Raw genomic sequence first — 17708 nt, 5'->3', positions numbered from 1 at the left:
TTATTTATCCTCCGTATTCTTGAATGCCTCTTCCGGCGTTATTTTGTTTTGTATAGCTTCTCTTTTATCTGATTCTACGGCAAGCGCTGGCTTACCTTCCTTTTTAGTAACGTATTCCTCTAGGATCTCCTTAAATTGCTTTTTGCCAAGAAGATCCTCAACCTTAGTTAAAGTTATCGGTTCCCTCTTATATAGCATGGTTTCCTCTACGATTGCTCCGTCAATTAGTTTTTTAAACGCCGCATCTTGGTCAATAAATTCTCGGTTGCTGCGTCCCTCTACTGCTTTCCATCCTGGTATCAACCCACCAGAAAGGCAGGTGTTTAGCGCATATTCTTCAAGATTCTTTACCCATTTAGCAATATCTCTGGCTCTTTGCAGGATTGCCCCTACTTCTTCATTTGATATGAGAGGTGGCAACTTTCCCTTTTCAGGTTCCAGCTCCATATTAAAATCCATTCTTGCCCTGCAGAGTGATTTAGCTCTGCAAAACTTGCAGGCATATTCAGAAGGCGTAAATTCTCCTTCCCCATTAAAGGCTCTTAAGGCAACAGGTTTAATCAGCTCACCCCACATAAGTAATTCTGACTTTGAAATTTCATATTCTGATATGCTATCCAATCTTGGCTGAACTATTGTCATGCGTATTGTTTCGACAGGATAAAGAAATGAATATTCCATGTATGCACCAAGTGCATACAGCTTCATCTGCGGGTTGTCCTCTGCAGAAACCGGAACACCTTTTCCATATTTAAAATCAATTATATGCATCTTTCCCCCGCCGATTATAATGCAGTCAACGGTTCCAAATCCCTCTGGAACGAAAGCAGAAAAATTAATTTTCTTCTCTACCGCAATGTAAGGTGGTGATGTAAATCCATGTACTGTTTTCTCTATGTAGTCCAGGTATTCATCTGTAAAGCCCATCATTTCATTTTGGTACAAAGGCTTCTGCTGAAGCTTCTTAAGCGCGTTTTTAAACTTTGTAGGAGTCATCGGCTCTATAAACGTCTTTTTAACTTTGAGCTCCCCAATTTCATGAGCAAGGGAGCCTTCATCCGCATATTCTGAGGTCTGTTCCGGCAGAGTTTCTTCAAGCCTTGCTGAAGGTGTACAGGTCAGCCATCTGGCTGCTGCAGATGCGGACAGCAGGGCATGAGCTCTCTCCATATTTTCTTTTGCCATTAAAGTTTAGCCCCCATTTCCCTGAGTTTTGTTGCATAAGCCCCGTATTGTTCCTTTGCTAATTCAGTAAGCGCTGATACACCAAACGAGGTGAGCAGAGCAACAACTTCATTTCTCTTTCCAGCATCACATACCTGCATACCCGCCAGAGCAAGCTGCTCCATTGTATAAACGGTTTCTGTTACAGGTAATACATTTTGCTGCATAACCTGTGGTTGCGTCTGCATCTGAGGCTGCTGAGTTGGTACAGGTGTTGATACAGGCATTGTTGAAATCGGCTGCTGAACGAATGGAGCCTGTTGTCCCTGTGAAATAGCAGTATTTTGCTGAGCTGTTACAGGAATGGTCATTACTGGTGCTTCAGTTACGACAGGAACTGCCTTTGTTTGTTGCTCTGGCTTACTGCAATCTAATGCACTTGTCTTTTCAAGGTTCTTGATTGAGTCAGCTAATTTTGCCAGACTGCCGTCTGCGAGGGTCTGTGATAACTCATGAATGTTTAATTCAAAAATTGTTTTCATATATCTAATCTCCTTTAAATATTATTTAATGCATCTTGACAGTTTTTACTGTCTGATGTATTCTTAACTTGATTATTTGAATGTGCACTTACGTCTGAGGTTGCCGCCTCTGTAGGTGCTTTTTCTTTTATAACTTCAATCTGGCACTCAGTCCTGTTCCGTGTTCCATCCAACTTATTCACATTTCTATAAACACCTCCGTCTCATACACATCCTTTTCCTTGGCTTCCTGGTGACTTTGAACAAACATATCAATCCGGTTACCTTTAATGCCTCCACCAGTATCCTCTGCCACAAATGCTTGTCCATCTATGTACACTGTACTTCCCAGCGGAATTATATCCGGGTCCACACCGATGGTCCTCCCTGCAGTTGCTTTTGTCCCAGTCTTAGTAATACCATCTGCTTTGCCGCAACATTTTACGCAGCTGCAGTAATGAGTTATCTTGAACTTTCCTAAACTGACCAGTGCCGGCTTCTCCAGTTTTGTTACGGGATTTACTTCCGTCAGCTCTGGCTCCGTATACATCCTGTGGTACATAAGTGTGTTTAGTGTGTCGGTTTGCTGCATCTTCACTGTGTCCAGGTCCTGCTGCAGACTGTAGTCAGCATATACATTAATGCTTGTACAAATCACCAGGGTTCCGACAACCATAGCTGTGCACCGCTTTACTGCTGTTCTAACCCATCTACGGCGGTACCGTTCAATTCTGTCTGACATACCACTTCCTCCATTTCGATATACAATTCTTCTAACCTCTCATTGCAGCGGTCTAACTTTTTTACAGCTGCCTTTCGCGCTGTCTTAACCTTCTTCATTTCCTCACAGATTTCTTCTTTATTTCTCATGATTTTTCTTCTCCTTTTCTGATTCTAAAATCTTGTAAAACTCACTTGCTTTCATTTCCTTCCTGCATTCTAGCAATTCAAAACTGCATTCATGAGCTGACAACGAGCCATATAAATTTTCACCTATGTTAAATAATCTTGAAGAAAATCTACCCAAAACATGTAGGCCATAAGTAAAATACATTGGTTTATGCGGAATCGGCATGTCCTGTACTGTATAAACCCAATCTTTGCCTATGTCAGAATTACATTTGAACTGTTTTTCTCCGTATTCTCCATAGCCCTGTGTGAATTTCCTTCCAAAAACGTCTTTATCTTTTTCAGTTGGCAGTATGTATAGCTTTTTCTTTCTAGGAATAAATTCAGATGCTTCAATCCCATGCTTTTCTGCAAATGCATTGAATATACTGGTCATCTTCTTTGCTTCCTCTAAATACCTAAAATAGTCATTGTAGATTGGGCTGCCTTTTTCAATCTCAAAATATTTATCCATTATCTCCTCCCTAACCTCTATTTTTTCTGCGGCTCTCTTTAGCCATTTGCCTACGCTGCTTCCTGTTTGGACCTTTATGGGACTGTTGTGATTTGGCCCATTTTACAAGAGGAGTTCCTTTAGTCATATCTACCAACCCTCTATCCTGTCCATTTAGTTCCTGTTCAACTTCTTCACTAAATTCAACGGGAACGGGTTTAAACATTTCTTTGAACCTCTCATCCCTTTCAGAGAAACGTCTTGCAAGTTCTTTTTCCATTTCTGGACTCATTCTAAATAATTCTCCAGTGTTTACATTCATTTGCCTTACCTCCTCCCTACAATTAAAACCATTGCAGTGCGTATTCCATCATCAAGCTCTAGTTTCTTGAAACCTGGCACACATACTAGGTCCATGCCATAAGGGGCAACATACCCTCTTGCTATGGCCACCGCTTTTACTGCCTGGTTAACGGCTCCTGCTCCAATAGCTTGTACCTCTGCTTCTCGCCCTTCCTTAACCACCGCTGCGATTGCTCCTGCTAAGGAATTAGGATTTGACTCTGAAGATACTTTTAAAATTTCAGACTTAATTGACATACTTCTTACCTTCTTTCTTTAAACTTTCAATTATCTCTATATCAGAGGGCTTATGCTGCCCTGTTAGAGCTTTATAAATTCTGGTGCTTGTCAGAGAATCGCACCGCTCAATTTTGCGCTGCTGTATGTAGGTCATCGTTAGCACCATCCTCCTGTTTCCTGATAAACTCATCTAAGCTGTCTTTTCTGAATAACAGCTTTCGCCCGACCTTAAAATGAGGAATCTCATTTTTTCGTACACTTCTTACCAACGTGTCATAGCAAATATGTAAGTAAGCTGCTGCTTCACGACTGTCAAATATTTTGTTTTCCATATGATCCCCCTTATTGTTTTGGTAGTTGCTCAAATAACTTGTCATAATCTTGATCCGGGAAAAACGTGTTTCTAATTTTTTTTGCTTCAGACCAAGTGAAATCAGTTGTACCAGAAATTTTATTTCTCAGTGTTTTTTCTGATACATTCAATAGTTCTAATAAATCTGCTCTTGTTACATTTTTAGTCTGCATTACGTACTCTAAATAAGCTCGCATATTACCTCTCCTTTCTTTACCATTAACGGTAATTACAAATTCATTATATTACCATTTTCGGTAACAGTCAATCATAATTAAGAAAGTATTTTATCTTTTTCGGTAATTTTATATTGCGTTATATTTCCGTTAGTGGTAATATATTATCATCGTATAAAGGAAAGGAAATAAAAAATGGGAGTGGAATATTTAAGAATTAAAAAAAAGAATTAGGCATGACAAATGAAGAGCTGTCTAGGTTATCTGGTGTGCCACTCGGAACATTAAACAAAATATTTGCTGGGCAAACTACCGACCCAAAATTCGAAACGGTGAAAGCACTATGTAGTGCTTTAGGAATTAGTCTTTCTGAATTGGACAATTTTGAAAGTAATAATCAAGATAATGCAAGCAACTATTATTTAGATCCTGAAGCTGCAGAAATTGCTCAAGAGATATATGAGGACAAAGATTTACGAATGCTTTTTGATGCCTCTCGTAAGGTAAGCAAAAGTGATATACAGTTAGTGATTGATATGGTAAAAAGATTAAAGGGTGATGAATAATTGGAATATATACAGGTGCATCTTATCGACATGCCTACCACAATAAGAGGCCTAACAATATATAATAGTGACGATAGCTTTACAATTTTTATTAATGCCAGGCTAAACTCAGAAACTCAGATAAAAGCATACGACCATGAGATGGAGCATATCAACAATAGAGATTATAATCAAATGTACAGCGTTGATATTTTAGAATCACTTAGGCATGTAGGATAATTTTTTTAATTCGTCAAAATACGACAGCATTAATTTATTAAAAAGTGTAGTATAAATATGTATTTTAATAAATTAAGGAGAAAATTATGAAAAAGAAAAAATTATTACACGTTATCGTTATTATTGCGTTATGTATTTGTATGCCAGTTGTTGTTCTTGCGCATTCAGGCCGTACAGATTCAGCAGGAGGGCATCATGATTATAAAAATGTTAGCGGTTTAGGAAGCTATCATTATCATTGTGGTGGTCACCCAGCACATTTGCACAAAAATGGAGTTTGCCCTTATAGTTCTAGTTCTGTGGCAAAATCAACTACTAAATCTGTAACTACAACAAATTATAATAAACCTTCTTTTCCCGTTGTAGTTAATGGAACTAATTTAAATAATACAACTTCAAATTACGGGCCAGTAGTTATTAACGATGTAACTTATGTTCCCCTTTCATCTGAAGTTATAAAAGCATTAGGCTTAACAGGAGGATGGGTAGATTCAAACACTGGATTAGTATTGAATTCTAATTAAAATAACAAAACAAAAGCTCCCATCACTGGGAGCTAATGCATATAGGTTGTAATGATACAAACCTATGACTCGCAATCATATTGTATCATTACCACCCTTAAAATACAACTATTTAAGGGTATTTTTATACCCTAAATCAAATACCAAGGAGGTAATGACATGCCTGGAACTTATAGAAAGAGAGGGAAAGATTCATATCTTTTAGAAGTGTGCATCGGCACCGACTATACTGGCAAGCCCAACAGATACAACACAACTGTGCACTGCAAGTCACCTAAGGAGGCCGATAAAGCACTTGCCAAATTTTATGCTGAATGCGAAGCAGGCAACTATGCTAAGGAAAGCAATTTTACTATAGGGCAACTTTGCGACCTTTACATGAAAGAACATGCTAAGCACAGCGTAAAAGCATCCACCTATAGCAAATATGAAGTATTAATCAGGAACCAGATTAAGCCATACATTGAGAAAAGGAAAGCAAACAAGGCTACTGTATTGCAATTGCAGCAATGGGTTAATAATTTATATGAAAGTGGTCTTTCTAATAAAAGCGTTCATTGTGCGTTTTCACTTTTACGTACCATATTTACTACGGCAAAGAAATGGCAGCTTATATCTGTAAATCCCTGTGAGGATGTAACATTAAAGCCGCTAAGAGCAGCAGAGGCCGACTTTTATAATCGTACTGAAGTATTAATTTTAATTGATAAAATCATGGCTCTTGATACTGACGAGCTAACTTACAAAGTGGCTATTATGCTAGACTTATTTACTGGATTAAGAGCTAGTGAAATATGTGGATTAAAATGGGAAGACATTAACTGGAGTGAGAAAAGCCTGACTGTTGAAAGGAACAGATCCTATGTGCATGGTTTTGGCATTGTTGAAGATTCACCTAAGACTAAAAAGAGTCAACGAACAATTTCAATTCCCGAGCTGTGCACGAAGCTACTGAAAGAGTATCAATTGTACCAGAAGAAAGAAAAAATCAGGCTTGGTTCAAAATGGAACGATTCAAGCTATATTTTTGTTAATGAATTTGGAGAACCAATTTTTCCAAGAAATATAAACAGATGGTTCCCCAATTTCATAAAAAGAGAAGGTCTTAGAAAAATCACCTTCCACCAATTAAGGCATACTCATACTTCTATCCTGGATTATCTTGGAGTAAGTGAGGTACAAATAAGTAAAAGGTTGGGACACAGTCAGCTGTCTACAACCAGAAATACCTATACTCATATCTTCAATAATTCTGATCAGGAAGCAGCTCAAAAGATGGATGATTATTTCTCAAAACTCATCAGTCAAAAATAACTTTTACGACAATTTTACGACAAACAACAATATTAAAAAAATAACCGTTGAAATTTCAACGGTTTTGTGGTGGAGATGAGGAGAGTCGAACTCCTGTCCGAAAGCATTTCCACATGAATTTCTCCGAGCGCAGCCAATGTTTTATTGTTTCGCTTCTCCGATCGCCCGTTGGCAGGCTATCAGGTCCGCTATCCTATTAGTCCCCTGTGCTACTAGGAGCTCACACAGAGTTTTCCCGTATGTCGACGCCGGATCCATGCACCTACGGGTGAATGCAGGCCGACGACGCTACCGCTGTGCGCGGCGCTGAACTATGCAGCTAATGCGTAATTGTTATTATTTTTAGCGTTTATATTTAACGTGCCATTTTTAACGCAGACTTGGCAAACTGCGGCTCGCTTATCAGGCTTCTACACCCCCGTCGAAACCTTTACATCCCCATAACCTAATAAATCTTCTTCACCTCCGGCTTTTCTTCCAGAAATATAGAAGTAGCTTTAATCATCAGTGGGACATAAGTCACAACGAATAAAAACTTTGCACCACATTTCACTGGCTTTTTTGCTTTATCAGAAAGAGAAGCACCAATTACTACTCCCATTGAACATAAGCACACTTTCATAAGTGCCATATCTTTCCAGTTTGCCCTTTTAATATATCGGTCAGCATAGCTAAGTAAATCTTTCATAATTAACCTCTTTTCTTACTGTATGAAAATATAACTTCTACCGATTATTCTGTGCAAAGATCTGTTTTTTTATTTATTGTTCTTAATAAAATTATACACAATAACTGTACAAAAGCAATATAAATCTCTATTATTTTAAGCGTTAATATTTATCTAAAAATAATGGCTTATTTTGTCATCAATAACTTTAAGAATTTCCTCATAACCATTTATACATTCCCAGTCATCTGCTATATAGTACTTTACAACATCATAAATCATGTTTTTATAATTTTGTAATACTTCCTCTTTGGAGGCGCCCTTTTTCTTCATCTGATTCACATCATATTCTGCATATTCTACTTTAATCTTACATCTTTTCTTTTCATTTCCATCTGTTACATCATAAACTGAAATGTCACAATTAGTATAAAAGGGAGAATCTGGTATAATTTTTATTTTTCTCATTGCTGTTTCTCCTTTGGTAAAATGATATAAAAAGGCACCTTTATTTAAAGTGCCTTTCAAGTCTAATAATTTTTTGCTTCTCTTCTGACTGCCTGCTGCATCCTTCTGTCGGCATCCTTACGGGCAATATCTTCACGCTTATCGTAGTTTTTCTTTCCTCTGGCTACGGCAAGTTCCATCTTAGCTTTTCCCTGCTGATTTATATAAACATTCAGAGGGACCAGAGTCAGGCCTTTTAATGTAATTAATCCGATTAATTTTCGGATTTCCTGCTTGTGCAGCAAAAGCTTTCTCGGCCTGATTGGATCTACATTGAAACGGTTTCCCTGCTCATATGGACTTATATTCATCCCATAAATAATAAGTTCACCGTTTTCTATTTTGGCATAGCTCTCTTTAATGTTTATCTTTCCCTTACGGATGGATTTTATCTCTGTTCCCGTAAGTACCATTCCAGCCTCATAAACTTCCTCTATGAAATAATCATGCCTTGCTTTTTTATTATTAGCAATTATTTTTTTTCTTTCATAATTTTTGCTCTCCTTTCGAAGGGCGTTTTTTGCTTTACTATTTCCCTTTGGTTAAACGTCCCTGTATTACTTAAACGTTCTTATCTCATTGAATGGATACAGCCTTACAAAAGCTTTCCCCAGGACATCATCAATTTTGACACATCCTACTTCGTCCAACCTGCTGTCAATGCTGACAAGTCTGTTGTCCCCCATTACAAACATCTCGCCTTTTGGAATCTTTAGATTTTCAATATCCCCATCGGTATATCCATCTTTTGTATACTTCTCTGTAAGCATTTTATCATTGATATAAACATTACCTTCTTTTATAGTAATTGTTTCTCCCGGCAATCCGATAACTCTCTTAATCAGCATTTTTTCTTTGCCGTTTTCAAGTTTTAAGCCAGTGTGGAACACAATGATGTCCCCTCTCTTAGGCTGTCCAAAGTTATAAGCCTGCTTATTTAATAATATATAATTATTTTCATACAATGTAGGCTGCATGGATGATTCCTTTACAATGGTCGGTTTTATAAACTGCATAATGATAAATGCAATTATTACTGCTATTAGTACTTCTTTAATTAATCCTTTCATTTCTAATCCCCCCTAATCAAACAATTCATGTCTTATGTCTTCCAGATTCTGCGGCAGTCGGCCCTCTATTTCTCTTCCTATCATATATTTGAGCGGCTCTTCTGCCTCATGAAAGGATAATTTATATGCATGTAGGAACTGCGTTGTCAATCCAAACCTTTTCTCAATTCGTCTGTTTGCAGACGAATCTCCGTACTTTGTATCTCCTATAACCGGGTATCCTGCCCCCCTAAATGGGCTCTGATCTGATGGGTCCTTCCCGTTACAAGTTCTACTTCAACTAAAGTAAACCCATTCTTAGAAATAAGGGGCCGGGCAATGGTCTCCATTACTTTGCCTCCCTCTTCCTCCAGGGGCATTACTTTAATCATATTTTTATTGTTGTCTTTTTCCATCTTATCCTTTAAGATTAATTCCTTTTGTAATTCTCCATATACTACTGTAAGGTAATATTTGCTTACATAGCCCTTCTCTCTGATCATCAAATTGAGAGTCTGCAGGGATTTACTATTTTTTCCAAACATCACAAGTCCTGTAGTATTTCTATCCAGCCTGTTTACTGGTGAAGGTGCAAAAGTTCTTTCCCTGTCAGGCCTGTAATCGCCCTTTTCAATAAGATAAGAAATCACCTGATTAGCCAGATGATTTTTTTTCTCATGAGAGTCCCCATGAGTAAGTAAACCAAAAGGCTTCTCTACTATAATAATATTTTCATCCTCATAGGCAATGTTGAACTGTTTCTTTGATTTTTGTGTTTTCTTCACTGCCATAAGAGAATTGAAATCTTCTTCACTGATATACAGGGTAAGTTCATCTCCCTGATTCAGTATAGTCTCCACGCTGCCACGCTTGCCATTAATTTTTATATCCTTTCGAATCAGTTTATAAATATAGCTCAGTGAAGCGTTTTTTAAATACTTTTTCAGAAACCTGTCCAGTCTCTGCTTATCTTCATTATCTGTTATTACCAATTTAATCATGAAATCATTATAACATATTATATCTTAAATATACAACGTAACAAAAATTTAATAAAAAGGTTATATTAATATTCGTCAAAATATGATAAATTATTTATATACTGTTTTAATTAAACTTGAATTTTAGGGGGATTAATCTATGGGAAAGGTTAAAGATATATTATATGATATTAGTGATATATTAACAGCATTTTGTATCGTCATGATTGCAGGTATAGTAATCTGGGTGAGCATTGGAAACATTATGCAATATCCATCCTTTGTAGCAGCAGAAGAAAAACAGAGTGAAAAAAACACTAATTTTGGTTTAGCCGTTCCAGTAGGTGATGGTACAACCAGCGGCAGCGCTGTAACGGGTAGCGCCGTAGGCGGCAAGCCAGCTAAAGGTTCTAATCCTGAGTTATTTTCTATCTATATTAACTATGGAGAATCTGTCAGTGCAATTGCTCAAAAATTTGTTGATGTAGGATTATTTAAATCCGTAGATGAATTTAAAACTTTAGTTAATCAAAAAAATGCTGCTTCAAAACTTAAATCAGGTAATTTTATTATACCCGCCAATGCAACACCAGATGAAGTAATTAACAAAATTACTACTTCACCAAGTGCATAGGTTTATTAGGAAAAAACAAAACAACCGAAGCATTCTGCTTCGGTTGTTTTTTTACATTTTACTATTCATCCAGCATTTTAAGTAAACCATCCAGCTTCTTCCGCTGCTCTGGTGTCATCATCGGTCTGAGAGATTTAATCATATCCATCTGTTTATCAAAAGCTTTTCTGTCTTTTTTCAAAACCTGTTTTAATTTAAGTATTTCCTGCAAAAGCTGATCATCACTTTTCCCTGAGAAATTTTCTGTTGCTTCCGAAATAATATCTGAAGTCTTTTTTGAATTTTTTCCCCCAAGTCCTACCTGACCTGCTAAATCCATTAACATTTTATCATCTATACTCATACTATACCCTCCATCACTAAGGTTTTCTTTATACTATATGCACAACAGGCGGTATTATTTCATACTATGATACATAAGATTTTATTCACAACTAAGACTTGCTCATATTGGAGGTATATTATGAACCCAATTGTTACTTTTGTTCTTTTTATGCTTCTATACCAAGAAGACAATCACTTTCCCAATCATTTTGACACCTTCAGACTGGAACGGCTGCTAGACAACTTAAATACTGCCGTTTCTTCACTGGACCGGATAAACCACCTGAATGAACTTGCCCACGAGCCACTGGTCAAGGGCAACATAGCCCATACCATAGAAGATTCCATACATACTGTAAAACCTTTATTTCCTGACGGAAAACCCCAAAAGCAGCTGGATACCATAGAATCTGTTATTGACAGTTTCAAAAAAATAGGGGGCTTCAAAAAATGGCTCAGAATCTTGGGCCAATGTTAAGCATATTGAATAACCTTTCTACTGCTTCCCTGCCGGATACAAATGATACCAATGCCTACAATTTTGAAGAGCTGCAAGAAAAAGAGGATCCTTACTTATAAGAATCCTCTTTTAATTCATTTTATCGCTGATTTGAAGCATTCAGCACATTCTTTATTTTGTGCTGTACCATTCTCTGAATGGCATCTCTTGCCGGTGAAAGATACTTTCTTGGATCAAATTCTTCTGGCTTTTCGATTAAAAACTTCCTTACTTCCGCAGTCATTGCCAGTCTTAAATCCGTATCGATGTTTACTTTACAAATACCATATTTTGTAGCTGTTGTAATCATATCTTCAGGCACACCCTGAGCTCCCGGAATATTACCGCCATATTCATTGCATCGGGCTACGAACTCAGGCAACACGGTTGATGCTCCGTGAAGGACAAGAGGTGTATCAGGAATCAGCTCGTGAATTTTCTTAAGTCTTTCAAAGTCAAGATAAGGCTCTCCTTTGAACTTATAGGCTCCATGGCTGGTACCAATAGCAATAGCCAGAGAATCTACCCCTGTTCTTTTAACAAACTCCGCAGCTTCATCCGGATCAGTAAATGTTGCAGAACGGGCGTCTACCTTAATATTGTCTTCCACACCTGCCAGTTTTCCAAGTTCTGCTTCTACCACTGCACCCTTGCTATGTGCATACTCAACAACCTGTTTTGTAAGAGCGATATTTTCTTCAAATGGATGCTTGGATCCATCAATCATAACTGAAGTAAATCCATCATCTACACATTTTTTACAAATGTCAAAATCTTCACCATGGTCAAGATGTAAAACAATATCTAAACCAGAATCCTCAATAGCTGCTTCTACAAGTTTTAAAAGGTATGCAGGTCTTGCATATTTCCTTGCTCCAGCTGAAACCTGTAAAATAAGTGGTGCATTTTCCTCTTTCGCTGCATCTACAATTCCCTGTATAATTTCCATATTATTAACATTAAATGCCCCAACTGCATAGTCTCTAGTCAAAGCTTTTGCAAATATCTCTTTTGAAGTGATTAAAGCCATCTCATTACCTCCATATTTTAATCTCATAATATAGTAACATTATATACCATCTTGTCCAATAATTACACTATTAATTATTTTCTTATCCATACAAAATAAGGAGAGTTTTGGAAAATTCCCCTTTTACATAACTCTCCTTTAACATTTTTTATTTTATATTGTCTGTAAACCATTTAATTGCTGGCTTTTTTCAGTTCGATCTCCTTATTTGGTGGTGCCATTAATCCCTTTGGTATATTCACTACACCCTCCGGTGGTGTCATTCCTCCATTCCCGCTATTTTGTGACAGATTCGTTATAATTGAATCTGCAGTGAAATTCGCGAGCTCAGTACTTCCCGCCATAATTTTATAAGATTCTCCCTTTTCAATTACCCCACAGCTTATTACAATATGTGAAAATTCCTTTTCCGGCTTAAAAGATAAAACTGTATCACCTGAACTGTTTACAAGCTTCACTTCAGTTCCAGCTTTCTGGGTTGTTACGGCTGTAGCAATAGTATTTACAGTAGTTCCTGAGCCAGGAGCCTGTGCCATTCCTGAAGATCCTGCAACTATAAGAGTTCCGCCTGTAACCTGAAAAACTCCGTCGTAATCAAGTCCAGCGTTTCCATCATTAGTAGGTCCACTTACTGCTACTGTGCCCCCTGTCATATATCCCGAACCGTTTACATCTATACCATCTCCACTAGCATTTACATTTATCTTGCCCCCACTTATGGTTAATTTCTGTGTTGATGCGGCTTCAGACTCTGTGGTAGAAGTTTTATCGGCGGCAAAACCCACAGGCTCTGTGCTGTTATTCTGCCCTGCCACATTTATGCCGTCATCGCTTGACAGTATATTGATATGTCCTCCTTCTATATTCATCTCTGAACTTTCAATTCCTTCATAGCTCTTCTCAATATCAATATCTCCACCATAAATATCTAATTTGTTGTCTGCATGAATACCATCATCCCCAGTAGAAATTTTAAATGTTCCCGAAGCAACAGCCACAGAATCATCGGAGTGTACTGCATCATCCTCACTGTTAATCTGGAAGTTTCCATCCTGAATAACTACTTTTGTTCCTGCTTTCAAGGCCTTTGCACTTGTAGTATCAATTACGGCAGATTCTGTTGATGCCAGCGTTTTCTGTACCTGTTGGCCTTCTCCATGCTGGGGTATCTGCATATTACTCTGTACGGTTTTAGTTTTAGCTGCAGCTGCTCCCTCACCAGTTTTAATCGTATAATCGCCGCCCAGTGTCAGCAGAGTGGATTCTGCCTGAATTCCATCTTTTCCGCTCACAATGCTAAAGGTGCCATCTCCAATGGTAACATACCCTTTTGTTGTATCTTCTGAATTGGTAGACTTTATACCGTCTCCTCCAGCCTTAATAGTAATGTCACCACTTCCGATGACTACACTGTCTTTTCCTACTATTCCATCATCTGCCGCATTAATGACTAAAGTAGTCTCTGTTATTTCCAGCTCATCTTTACTTGCAATGCCATCTTTATAATTTCCATTAACCGTCAGTTTACCACTGCCGTTTATTTTCAAATCATCTTTTGAAAATATTGCTGCGCTTGGCTCTGAAGAAACTCCGGCCTTTTCTTCATCTGTGGTTTGTTCCTTGTATTCATAAGTGTAATTAGAACCATCAGTAATGGTATTTGCAGTTCCTTTCGGGACTGATATGATAACATTTTTCCCGGAGTTTTTAACATAAACAGGAGCTCCGTCCTTACATGTTATATTTGCGTTATTTAAAACGATTGTTATATTTTCAGTATCGGTACTATCAATTATTACAGCACCATCATTTAGGGTTCCACTTAAAACATAGGTTCCAGCGCTGTGAATAAGCAGGTCGCTGCCTTTGACCGTAGCTCCCTCACCATCAAAGGAAATACTGTCACCCTTTAAAGTAACTTGCTGGTAAGTCCCTGTTTTATAATCTGCATAAGTTTTTGTACTGGTTGCTTTACTTGCTATAGCAGCTAACTGTGTATCTTTATCATAAAGAACTACCTTTTTATTTGTATCCGTCAGGTCTGCTGCGTCTGCCGTAAGTGCAGATATGCCAAAACTGGAAAACACCATTGCTCCAGCAAGTGCGCCAATTATTACTCTTTTTTTACTTTCTTTAATAATTTCTCTTTTCATATTAAATCCTCCTTTCTTATTCACCGTACATAGTCAAAGTAATATTCAGATTTCCGTTTCGTGCTCTGAGTTCATCTATAAATTCTTTATCCTGTATCCCCTGTTTCAAGGTAACTTCATAATTAGCCTCATATAAAGACCCTAAGTCTGTAGTCTTTATCTTTTGTAAGGCGTATCTGCTGGTATATTTATTGAATACTTCATCAAATACATTTTCATAGTTTAAATCTTCAGGTATTACTATTTTTAATTTCTTAGCCCTGTTATTTCCCCCAAAAGTTAATTTCTCTAATATAAGCATTACAATAGACATAAATACTACAAAGATAGTGCTTCCCAGATACATTCCTACACCACATCCCACTCCTGCAGCTGTAGCAAAGAAAATGTACCCAATGTCCTTTGACTCTCCGGGTGCACTTCTGAAACGAATGATAGAAAGCACTCCGGCCAGTGAAAACGCTCTTGCAACATTACTTCCCACAAACAATATAATTACAGCAAGAATAATAGGAAGCATAATTAAAGTAAGTGAAAAGCCCTTTCTGTTCAACACATATTTATTTGATATTAAATATGTAACCGCAATGATTATACCTAGTCCCAAAGCAACTATCATTGCCATGGTTACCTCTACATTGGAAACTTCTGCGCCAGAAGCTATGGTAGTGAGGTTTTCTGTAATTGAATTAAGCATATATAACCTCCTTATCTTTTTTACTGGATAAATAATTTTTAAACTCTGTACCATACTTAGAAAAGCTTACCGGTCTTATTTGTTCTCTTGACAACAGCCCTGTCAGCCAAAGGGGCATAGCCTTGGAAGTCTTTATTTCCATCAGCCACATCCCCGCCTCTAGTAGTGCTTCTCCCTGAGTTCCCTCTTCCAGCTTTAAATGATTTCTTCTGGCTCGTATATTGATATCAAAAGAGACTCTTAAGTCAGGATTTTGTTTTTCAAAGTACGCCATACGATCATAAGCTATCATAACTTTCGGGTAGAGCTTATACTTCTGTGTCATGAAGGATAGTTCTCTTAATACTTGCACATTCATATACTGTTCCACACCAATCTTGCCCCCATTTTCTATAAAGCGATATGCATCCTGGATCTTTATTTTTGTTCTCCTCTTATTTACCAGTCCCTGAACCTTTTTTTTAATCTCCAGAAAAGCGATATCATCTTTTTTAGGAATGCCATAGGTTCTGAGCCTTACTTTTTCTTTATATACAGGTTTTGACAGAGAAGATCTTATCAAGTCATCGTTTTCTGTATCAAAGTAAATATTGCAAATCGAATAGGTTTCTCGGTTTAAATTATTTTTATCAGGTGTCATATGCTTTTCAATTTCACTTAATACCCTGGTCATTTGTTCCTCTTTGACGAAATATTTTTTTTCAAATCTATTAAAAACTTCTATCGCCATATTCTGCTCCTTTCCAACTGTTACTTTTCAGCAACATTTTCCAATAGCTTATGGTCTTATTATGGATTATCAATGTGTAGTGCATACAATTGCTTTGTGAAAGGAATGAAAAGGCAATGTGAAGAATTTGTAAACAAAAAAGACCAAATGTAATACAACACTTGGTCTTTTCCTACTTTTAATTAATTTTTAAAAATTCTGATGTTCTTCAATCAGTTTGTGTTTTGTTTCCCATAATTTCTGGGATAAATCTACATAATAAATCTGTGGGTTTTCAAACCGGAGCAGTTCATCCCATAAAGTTTCAATCTGTTCTTTGCAATATGTCCTGATTTCATCAATATTGGGACTCTTATAAATACACTTTCCATCTTTAAAAATAGGCACTCTCAGATTCTTTGCGTAGAAATTATGAATGGTTTTTCGCTTCCATACAGCCTGGGGATCAAAGATCTCATATGGCTTTCCTTCCACAATCTCTTCACCATCCAATGTAATAACATCTGCAATTACTTTATTTGTATCTTTATCAAACAGTCTGTATACTGCTTTAAATCCTGGATTAGTAATTTTTTCTACATTTTCACTAATCTTAATTTTGGGAATCATTTCCCCATCTTTCTCCAGCGCAGAAAGCTTATATACTCCCCCAAATACTGGTTCAGACTTAGAGGTTATCAGTCTTTCTCCTACTCCGAAAGAGTCAATACATGCCCCTTCCAGAATCACATCTCTTATGATAAACTCGTCTAAAGAATTTGATACCACTATACTGCAGTCCTGCAGACCTGCCTCATCCAGCATGGCTCTTGCCCTTTTGGTCAGATACGTTACATCACCGCTGTCTATTCTTATGCCCATTTTTTCGGGTTTCATTTCTTTAAATATCCGGATTGCATTTGGTACTCCAGATTTAAGTACATTGTAAGTGTCAACTAAGAGTACACAATTATTGGGATAAATTTCTGCATATTTTTTAAATGCCTGATACTCGTCGTCAAACATTTGAACCCAACTATGAGCCATAGTTCCAAGAGCCATTATCCCATAGTCTCTTTCAGAAATAGCACAGGCTGTTCCTATGCATCCGCCAATATAAGCAGCTCTTGATCCTAGAACTGCTGCCGAAGCCCCATGTGCTCTTCTGGTTCCAAACTCCATAACTCCCCGGCCCTTTGCAGCTCTTACTATTCTGTTTGCCTTAGTAGCAATTAAACTCTGATGATTGACTAAAAGCAAAATCATTGTTTCTACAAACTGCGCCTGCATAAGCGGCCCTCTGACCGTTACTAATGGTTCCCCTGGAAAAATTGGAGTTCCCTCTGGTACAGCCCAGACGTCACAGGTAAATTTGAAACCTTTTAAGTATTCTAAGAATTTTTCACTGAAAATTCCTTTTCCTCTCAAATACTCTATATCCTTATCAGAAAAAGATAAATTGTTGAGATATTCAATCACCTGTTCTAACCCCGCCATAATTGCGAAGCCTCCACCATCCGGAATTTTTCTGAAAAACATGTCAAAGTATGCTATATCATTTGCCATATCCGTTTCAAAATAGCCATTTGCCATGGTGAGTTCATAAAAATCAGTCAACATGGTCAGATTAAGACCCTTAGCCATTGGATTCTTCCTCCGTTTTTTCGTTTTATATTTCTATCTATTATTATAAATATAT

The 17708-nt window shown here is 37.4% G+C and carries 26 protein-coding genes, 1 other RNA gene and 1 pseudogene; 6 read left to right on the top strand and 22 right to left on the bottom strand.

All coding sequences use genetic code 11. The annotated features are described in order from the left end of the window. The 10 genes from Ami3637_RS11130 to Ami3637_RS11085 form a co-directional block, all read right to left on the bottom strand. Complete coding sequence (locus Ami3637_RS11130; RefSeq protein WP_162362646.1) at window positions 1-1185, bottom strand: DUF2800 domain-containing protein; 1185 nt, start codon at window positions 1183-1185, stop codon at window positions 1-3. Further along, entirely contained in the window at window positions 1185-1706 is a 522-nt protein-coding gene (locus Ami3637_RS11125) for a hypothetical protein (protein ID WP_162362645.1), read from the bottom strand. The genes Ami3637_RS11130 and Ami3637_RS11125 overlap by 1 nt, the downstream gene beginning before the upstream one ends. A gap of 14 nt (window positions 1707-1720) precedes the next feature. After that, on the bottom strand, window positions 1721-1888 hold the full coding sequence (locus Ami3637_RS11120) for a hypothetical protein (protein WP_162362644.1): 168 nt from the start codon (window positions 1886-1888) through the stop codon (window positions 1721-1723). Next, window positions 1885-2427: a 3D domain-containing protein gene (locus tag Ami3637_RS11115; RefSeq protein WP_162362643.1), complete on the bottom strand. Its 543-nt coding sequence runs from the start codon at window positions 2425-2427 to the stop codon at window positions 1885-1887. Before Ami3637_RS11115 ends, Ami3637_RS11120 begins: the two co-directional genes overlap by 4 nt. Then, window positions 2376-2555 carry a hypothetical protein gene (locus Ami3637_RS11110; protein ID WP_162362642.1) on the bottom strand — a complete coding sequence of 60 codons (180 nt, stop codon included), beginning with the start codon at window positions 2553-2555 and terminating at the stop codon, window positions 2376-2378. The genes Ami3637_RS11115 and Ami3637_RS11110 overlap by 52 nt, the downstream gene beginning before the upstream one ends. Beyond that, window positions 2545-3048, bottom strand: a complete 504-nt coding sequence (locus tag Ami3637_RS11105; protein WP_162362641.1) for a hypothetical protein — start codon at window positions 3046-3048, stop codon at window positions 2545-2547. The genes Ami3637_RS11110 and Ami3637_RS11105 overlap by 11 nt, the downstream gene beginning before the upstream one ends. Before the next feature lie 10 nt (window positions 3049-3058). After that, complete coding sequence (locus Ami3637_RS11100; RefSeq protein ID WP_162362640.1) at window positions 3059-3349, bottom strand: hypothetical protein; 291 nt, start codon at window positions 3347-3349, stop codon at window positions 3059-3061. A 5-nt stretch (window positions 3350-3354) separates the two neighbouring features. After that, the gene (locus tag Ami3637_RS11095; RefSeq protein ID WP_162362639.1) at window positions 3355-3627 is read right to left on the bottom strand and encodes a stage V sporulation protein S; all 273 of its coding nucleotides are present in this window, start codon (window positions 3625-3627) and stop codon (window positions 3355-3357) included. A 107-nt stretch (window positions 3628-3734) separates the two neighbouring features. Continuing rightward, window positions 3735-3941: a helix-turn-helix domain-containing protein gene (locus Ami3637_RS11090; RefSeq protein ID WP_162362638.1), complete on the bottom strand. Its 207-nt coding sequence runs from the start codon at window positions 3939-3941 to the stop codon at window positions 3735-3737. 10 nt (window positions 3942-3951) lie between these two features. Then, complete coding sequence (locus Ami3637_RS11085; protein WP_162362637.1) at window positions 3952-4134, bottom strand: XRE family transcriptional regulator; 183 nt, start codon at window positions 4132-4134, stop codon at window positions 3952-3954. A gap of 239 nt (window positions 4135-4373) precedes the next feature. Here Ami3637_RS11085 and Ami3637_RS11080 point away from each other — a divergent pair, with 239 nt between their 5' ends. From Ami3637_RS11080 to Ami3637_RS11070, 3 genes are all read left to right on the top strand, one after another. Further along, window positions 4374-4703, top strand: a complete 330-nt coding sequence (locus tag Ami3637_RS11080; protein ID WP_162362636.1) for a helix-turn-helix domain-containing protein — start codon at window positions 4374-4376, stop codon at window positions 4701-4703. A gap of 305 nt (window positions 4704-5008) precedes the next feature. Further along, window positions 5009-5446, top strand: a complete 438-nt coding sequence (locus Ami3637_RS11075) for a YHYH domain-containing protein (protein WP_162362635.1) — start codon at window positions 5009-5011, stop codon at window positions 5444-5446. A gap of 159 nt (window positions 5447-5605) precedes the next feature. Next, a complete protein-coding gene (locus Ami3637_RS11070; protein ID WP_162362634.1) occupies window positions 5606-6760 on the top strand; it encodes a tyrosine-type recombinase/integrase in 1155 nt (384 codons plus the stop codon). A gap of 67 nt (window positions 6761-6827) precedes the next feature. Here the strand turns inward: Ami3637_RS11070 and ssrA are convergent. The 6 genes and pseudogenes from ssrA to Ami3637_RS11040 form a co-directional block, all read right to left on the bottom strand. After that, window positions 6828-7200, bottom strand: a transfer-messenger RNA (tmRNA) gene (ssrA, locus tag Ami3637_RS11065). Window positions 7201-7205: 5 nt separating this feature from the next. Next, window positions 7206-7448 (bottom strand): permease of phosphate ABC transporter, encoded by a 243-nt coding sequence (locus Ami3637_RS11060; protein WP_162362633.1) that lies wholly within the window; start codon window positions 7446-7448, stop codon window positions 7206-7208. Between the two features lie 153 nt (window positions 7449-7601). Further along, a complete protein-coding gene (locus tag Ami3637_RS11055; RefSeq protein ID WP_162362632.1) occupies window positions 7602-7895 on the bottom strand; it encodes a hypothetical protein in 294 nt (97 codons plus the stop codon). Window positions 7896-7957: 62 nt separating this feature from the next. Further along, a pseudogene (smpB, locus tag Ami3637_RS11050) lies at window positions 7958-8425 on the bottom strand (SsrA-binding protein SmpB); the annotation flags it as partial. A 66-nt stretch (window positions 8426-8491) separates the two neighbouring features. Then, window positions 8492-9004 carry a signal peptidase I gene (gene lepB, locus Ami3637_RS11045; RefSeq protein WP_162362631.1) on the bottom strand — a complete coding sequence of 171 codons (513 nt, stop codon included), beginning with the start codon at window positions 9002-9004 and terminating at the stop codon, window positions 8492-8494. Window positions 9005-9210: 206 nt separating this feature from the next. Continuing rightward, window positions 9211-9984 carry an RluA family pseudouridine synthase gene (locus tag Ami3637_RS11040; protein ID WP_162362630.1) on the bottom strand — a complete coding sequence of 258 codons (774 nt, stop codon included), beginning with the start codon at window positions 9982-9984 and terminating at the stop codon, window positions 9211-9213. 139 nt (window positions 9985-10123) lie between these two features. Here Ami3637_RS11040 and Ami3637_RS11035 point away from each other — a divergent pair, with 139 nt between their 5' ends. Continuing rightward, entirely contained in the window at window positions 10124-10597 is a 474-nt protein-coding gene (locus Ami3637_RS11035; RefSeq protein WP_162362629.1) for an MltG/YceG/YrrL family protein, read from the top strand. A 61-nt stretch (window positions 10598-10658) separates the two neighbouring features. Here Ami3637_RS11035 and Ami3637_RS11030 read toward each other — a convergent pair whose 3' ends face one another. Further along, window positions 10659-10940 (bottom strand): hypothetical protein, encoded by a 282-nt coding sequence (locus tag Ami3637_RS11030; protein WP_162362628.1) that lies wholly within the window; start codon window positions 10938-10940, stop codon window positions 10659-10661. Between the two features lie 120 nt (window positions 10941-11060). Between Ami3637_RS11030 and Ami3637_RS11025 the strand changes: the two genes are divergently transcribed. Both Ami3637_RS11025 and Ami3637_RS17940 read left to right on the top strand, forming a co-directional pair. Then, window positions 11061-11399, top strand: coding sequence for a hypothetical protein (locus tag Ami3637_RS11025; RefSeq protein WP_162362627.1), 339 nt, complete (start codon window positions 11061-11063; stop codon window positions 11397-11399). Further along, window positions 11372-11500 carry a hypothetical protein gene (locus Ami3637_RS17940; protein WP_279286666.1) on the top strand — a complete coding sequence of 43 codons (129 nt, stop codon included), beginning with the start codon at window positions 11372-11374 and terminating at the stop codon, window positions 11498-11500. Before Ami3637_RS11025 ends, Ami3637_RS17940 begins: the two co-directional genes overlap by 28 nt. A 20-nt stretch (window positions 11501-11520) precedes the next feature. Here the strand turns inward: Ami3637_RS17940 and fba are convergent, their stop codons facing one another. From fba to Ami3637_RS11000, 5 genes are all read right to left on the bottom strand, one after another. After that, window positions 11521-12450, bottom strand: a complete 930-nt coding sequence (fba, locus tag Ami3637_RS11020) for a class II fructose-1,6-bisphosphate aldolase (protein ID WP_162362626.1) — start codon at window positions 12448-12450, stop codon at window positions 11521-11523. A gap of 173 nt (window positions 12451-12623) precedes the next feature. Continuing rightward, window positions 12624-14603, bottom strand: coding sequence for a carbohydrate-binding domain-containing protein (locus Ami3637_RS11015; RefSeq protein ID WP_162362625.1), 1980 nt, complete (start codon window positions 14601-14603; stop codon window positions 12624-12626). 16 nt (window positions 14604-14619) lie between these two features. Continuing rightward, a complete protein-coding gene (locus tag Ami3637_RS11010) occupies window positions 14620-15300 on the bottom strand; it encodes a DUF4956 domain-containing protein (RefSeq protein ID WP_202931045.1) in 681 nt (226 codons plus the stop codon). Further along, on the bottom strand, window positions 15293-16030 hold the full coding sequence (locus tag Ami3637_RS11005; protein WP_162362624.1) for a polyphosphate polymerase domain-containing protein: 738 nt from the start codon (window positions 16028-16030) through the stop codon (window positions 15293-15295). The genes Ami3637_RS11010 and Ami3637_RS11005 overlap by 8 nt, the downstream gene beginning before the upstream one ends. Before the next feature lie 189 nt (window positions 16031-16219). After that, window positions 16220-17653: a nicotinate phosphoribosyltransferase gene (locus Ami3637_RS11000; protein WP_162362623.1), complete on the bottom strand. Its 1434-nt coding sequence runs from the start codon at window positions 17651-17653 to the stop codon at window positions 16220-16222. Window positions 17654-17708: the final 55 nt, after the last annotated feature.

The sequence above is a fragment of the Aminipila terrae genome (assembly GCF_010120715.1).
GTDB classification, from domain to species: Bacteria; Bacillota; Clostridia; order Peptostreptococcales; family Anaerovoracaceae; genus Aminipila; species Aminipila terrae.
Note: the sequence above shows the minus strand (reverse complement) of the source record. Positions and strands in the feature narration are given on the sequence as shown.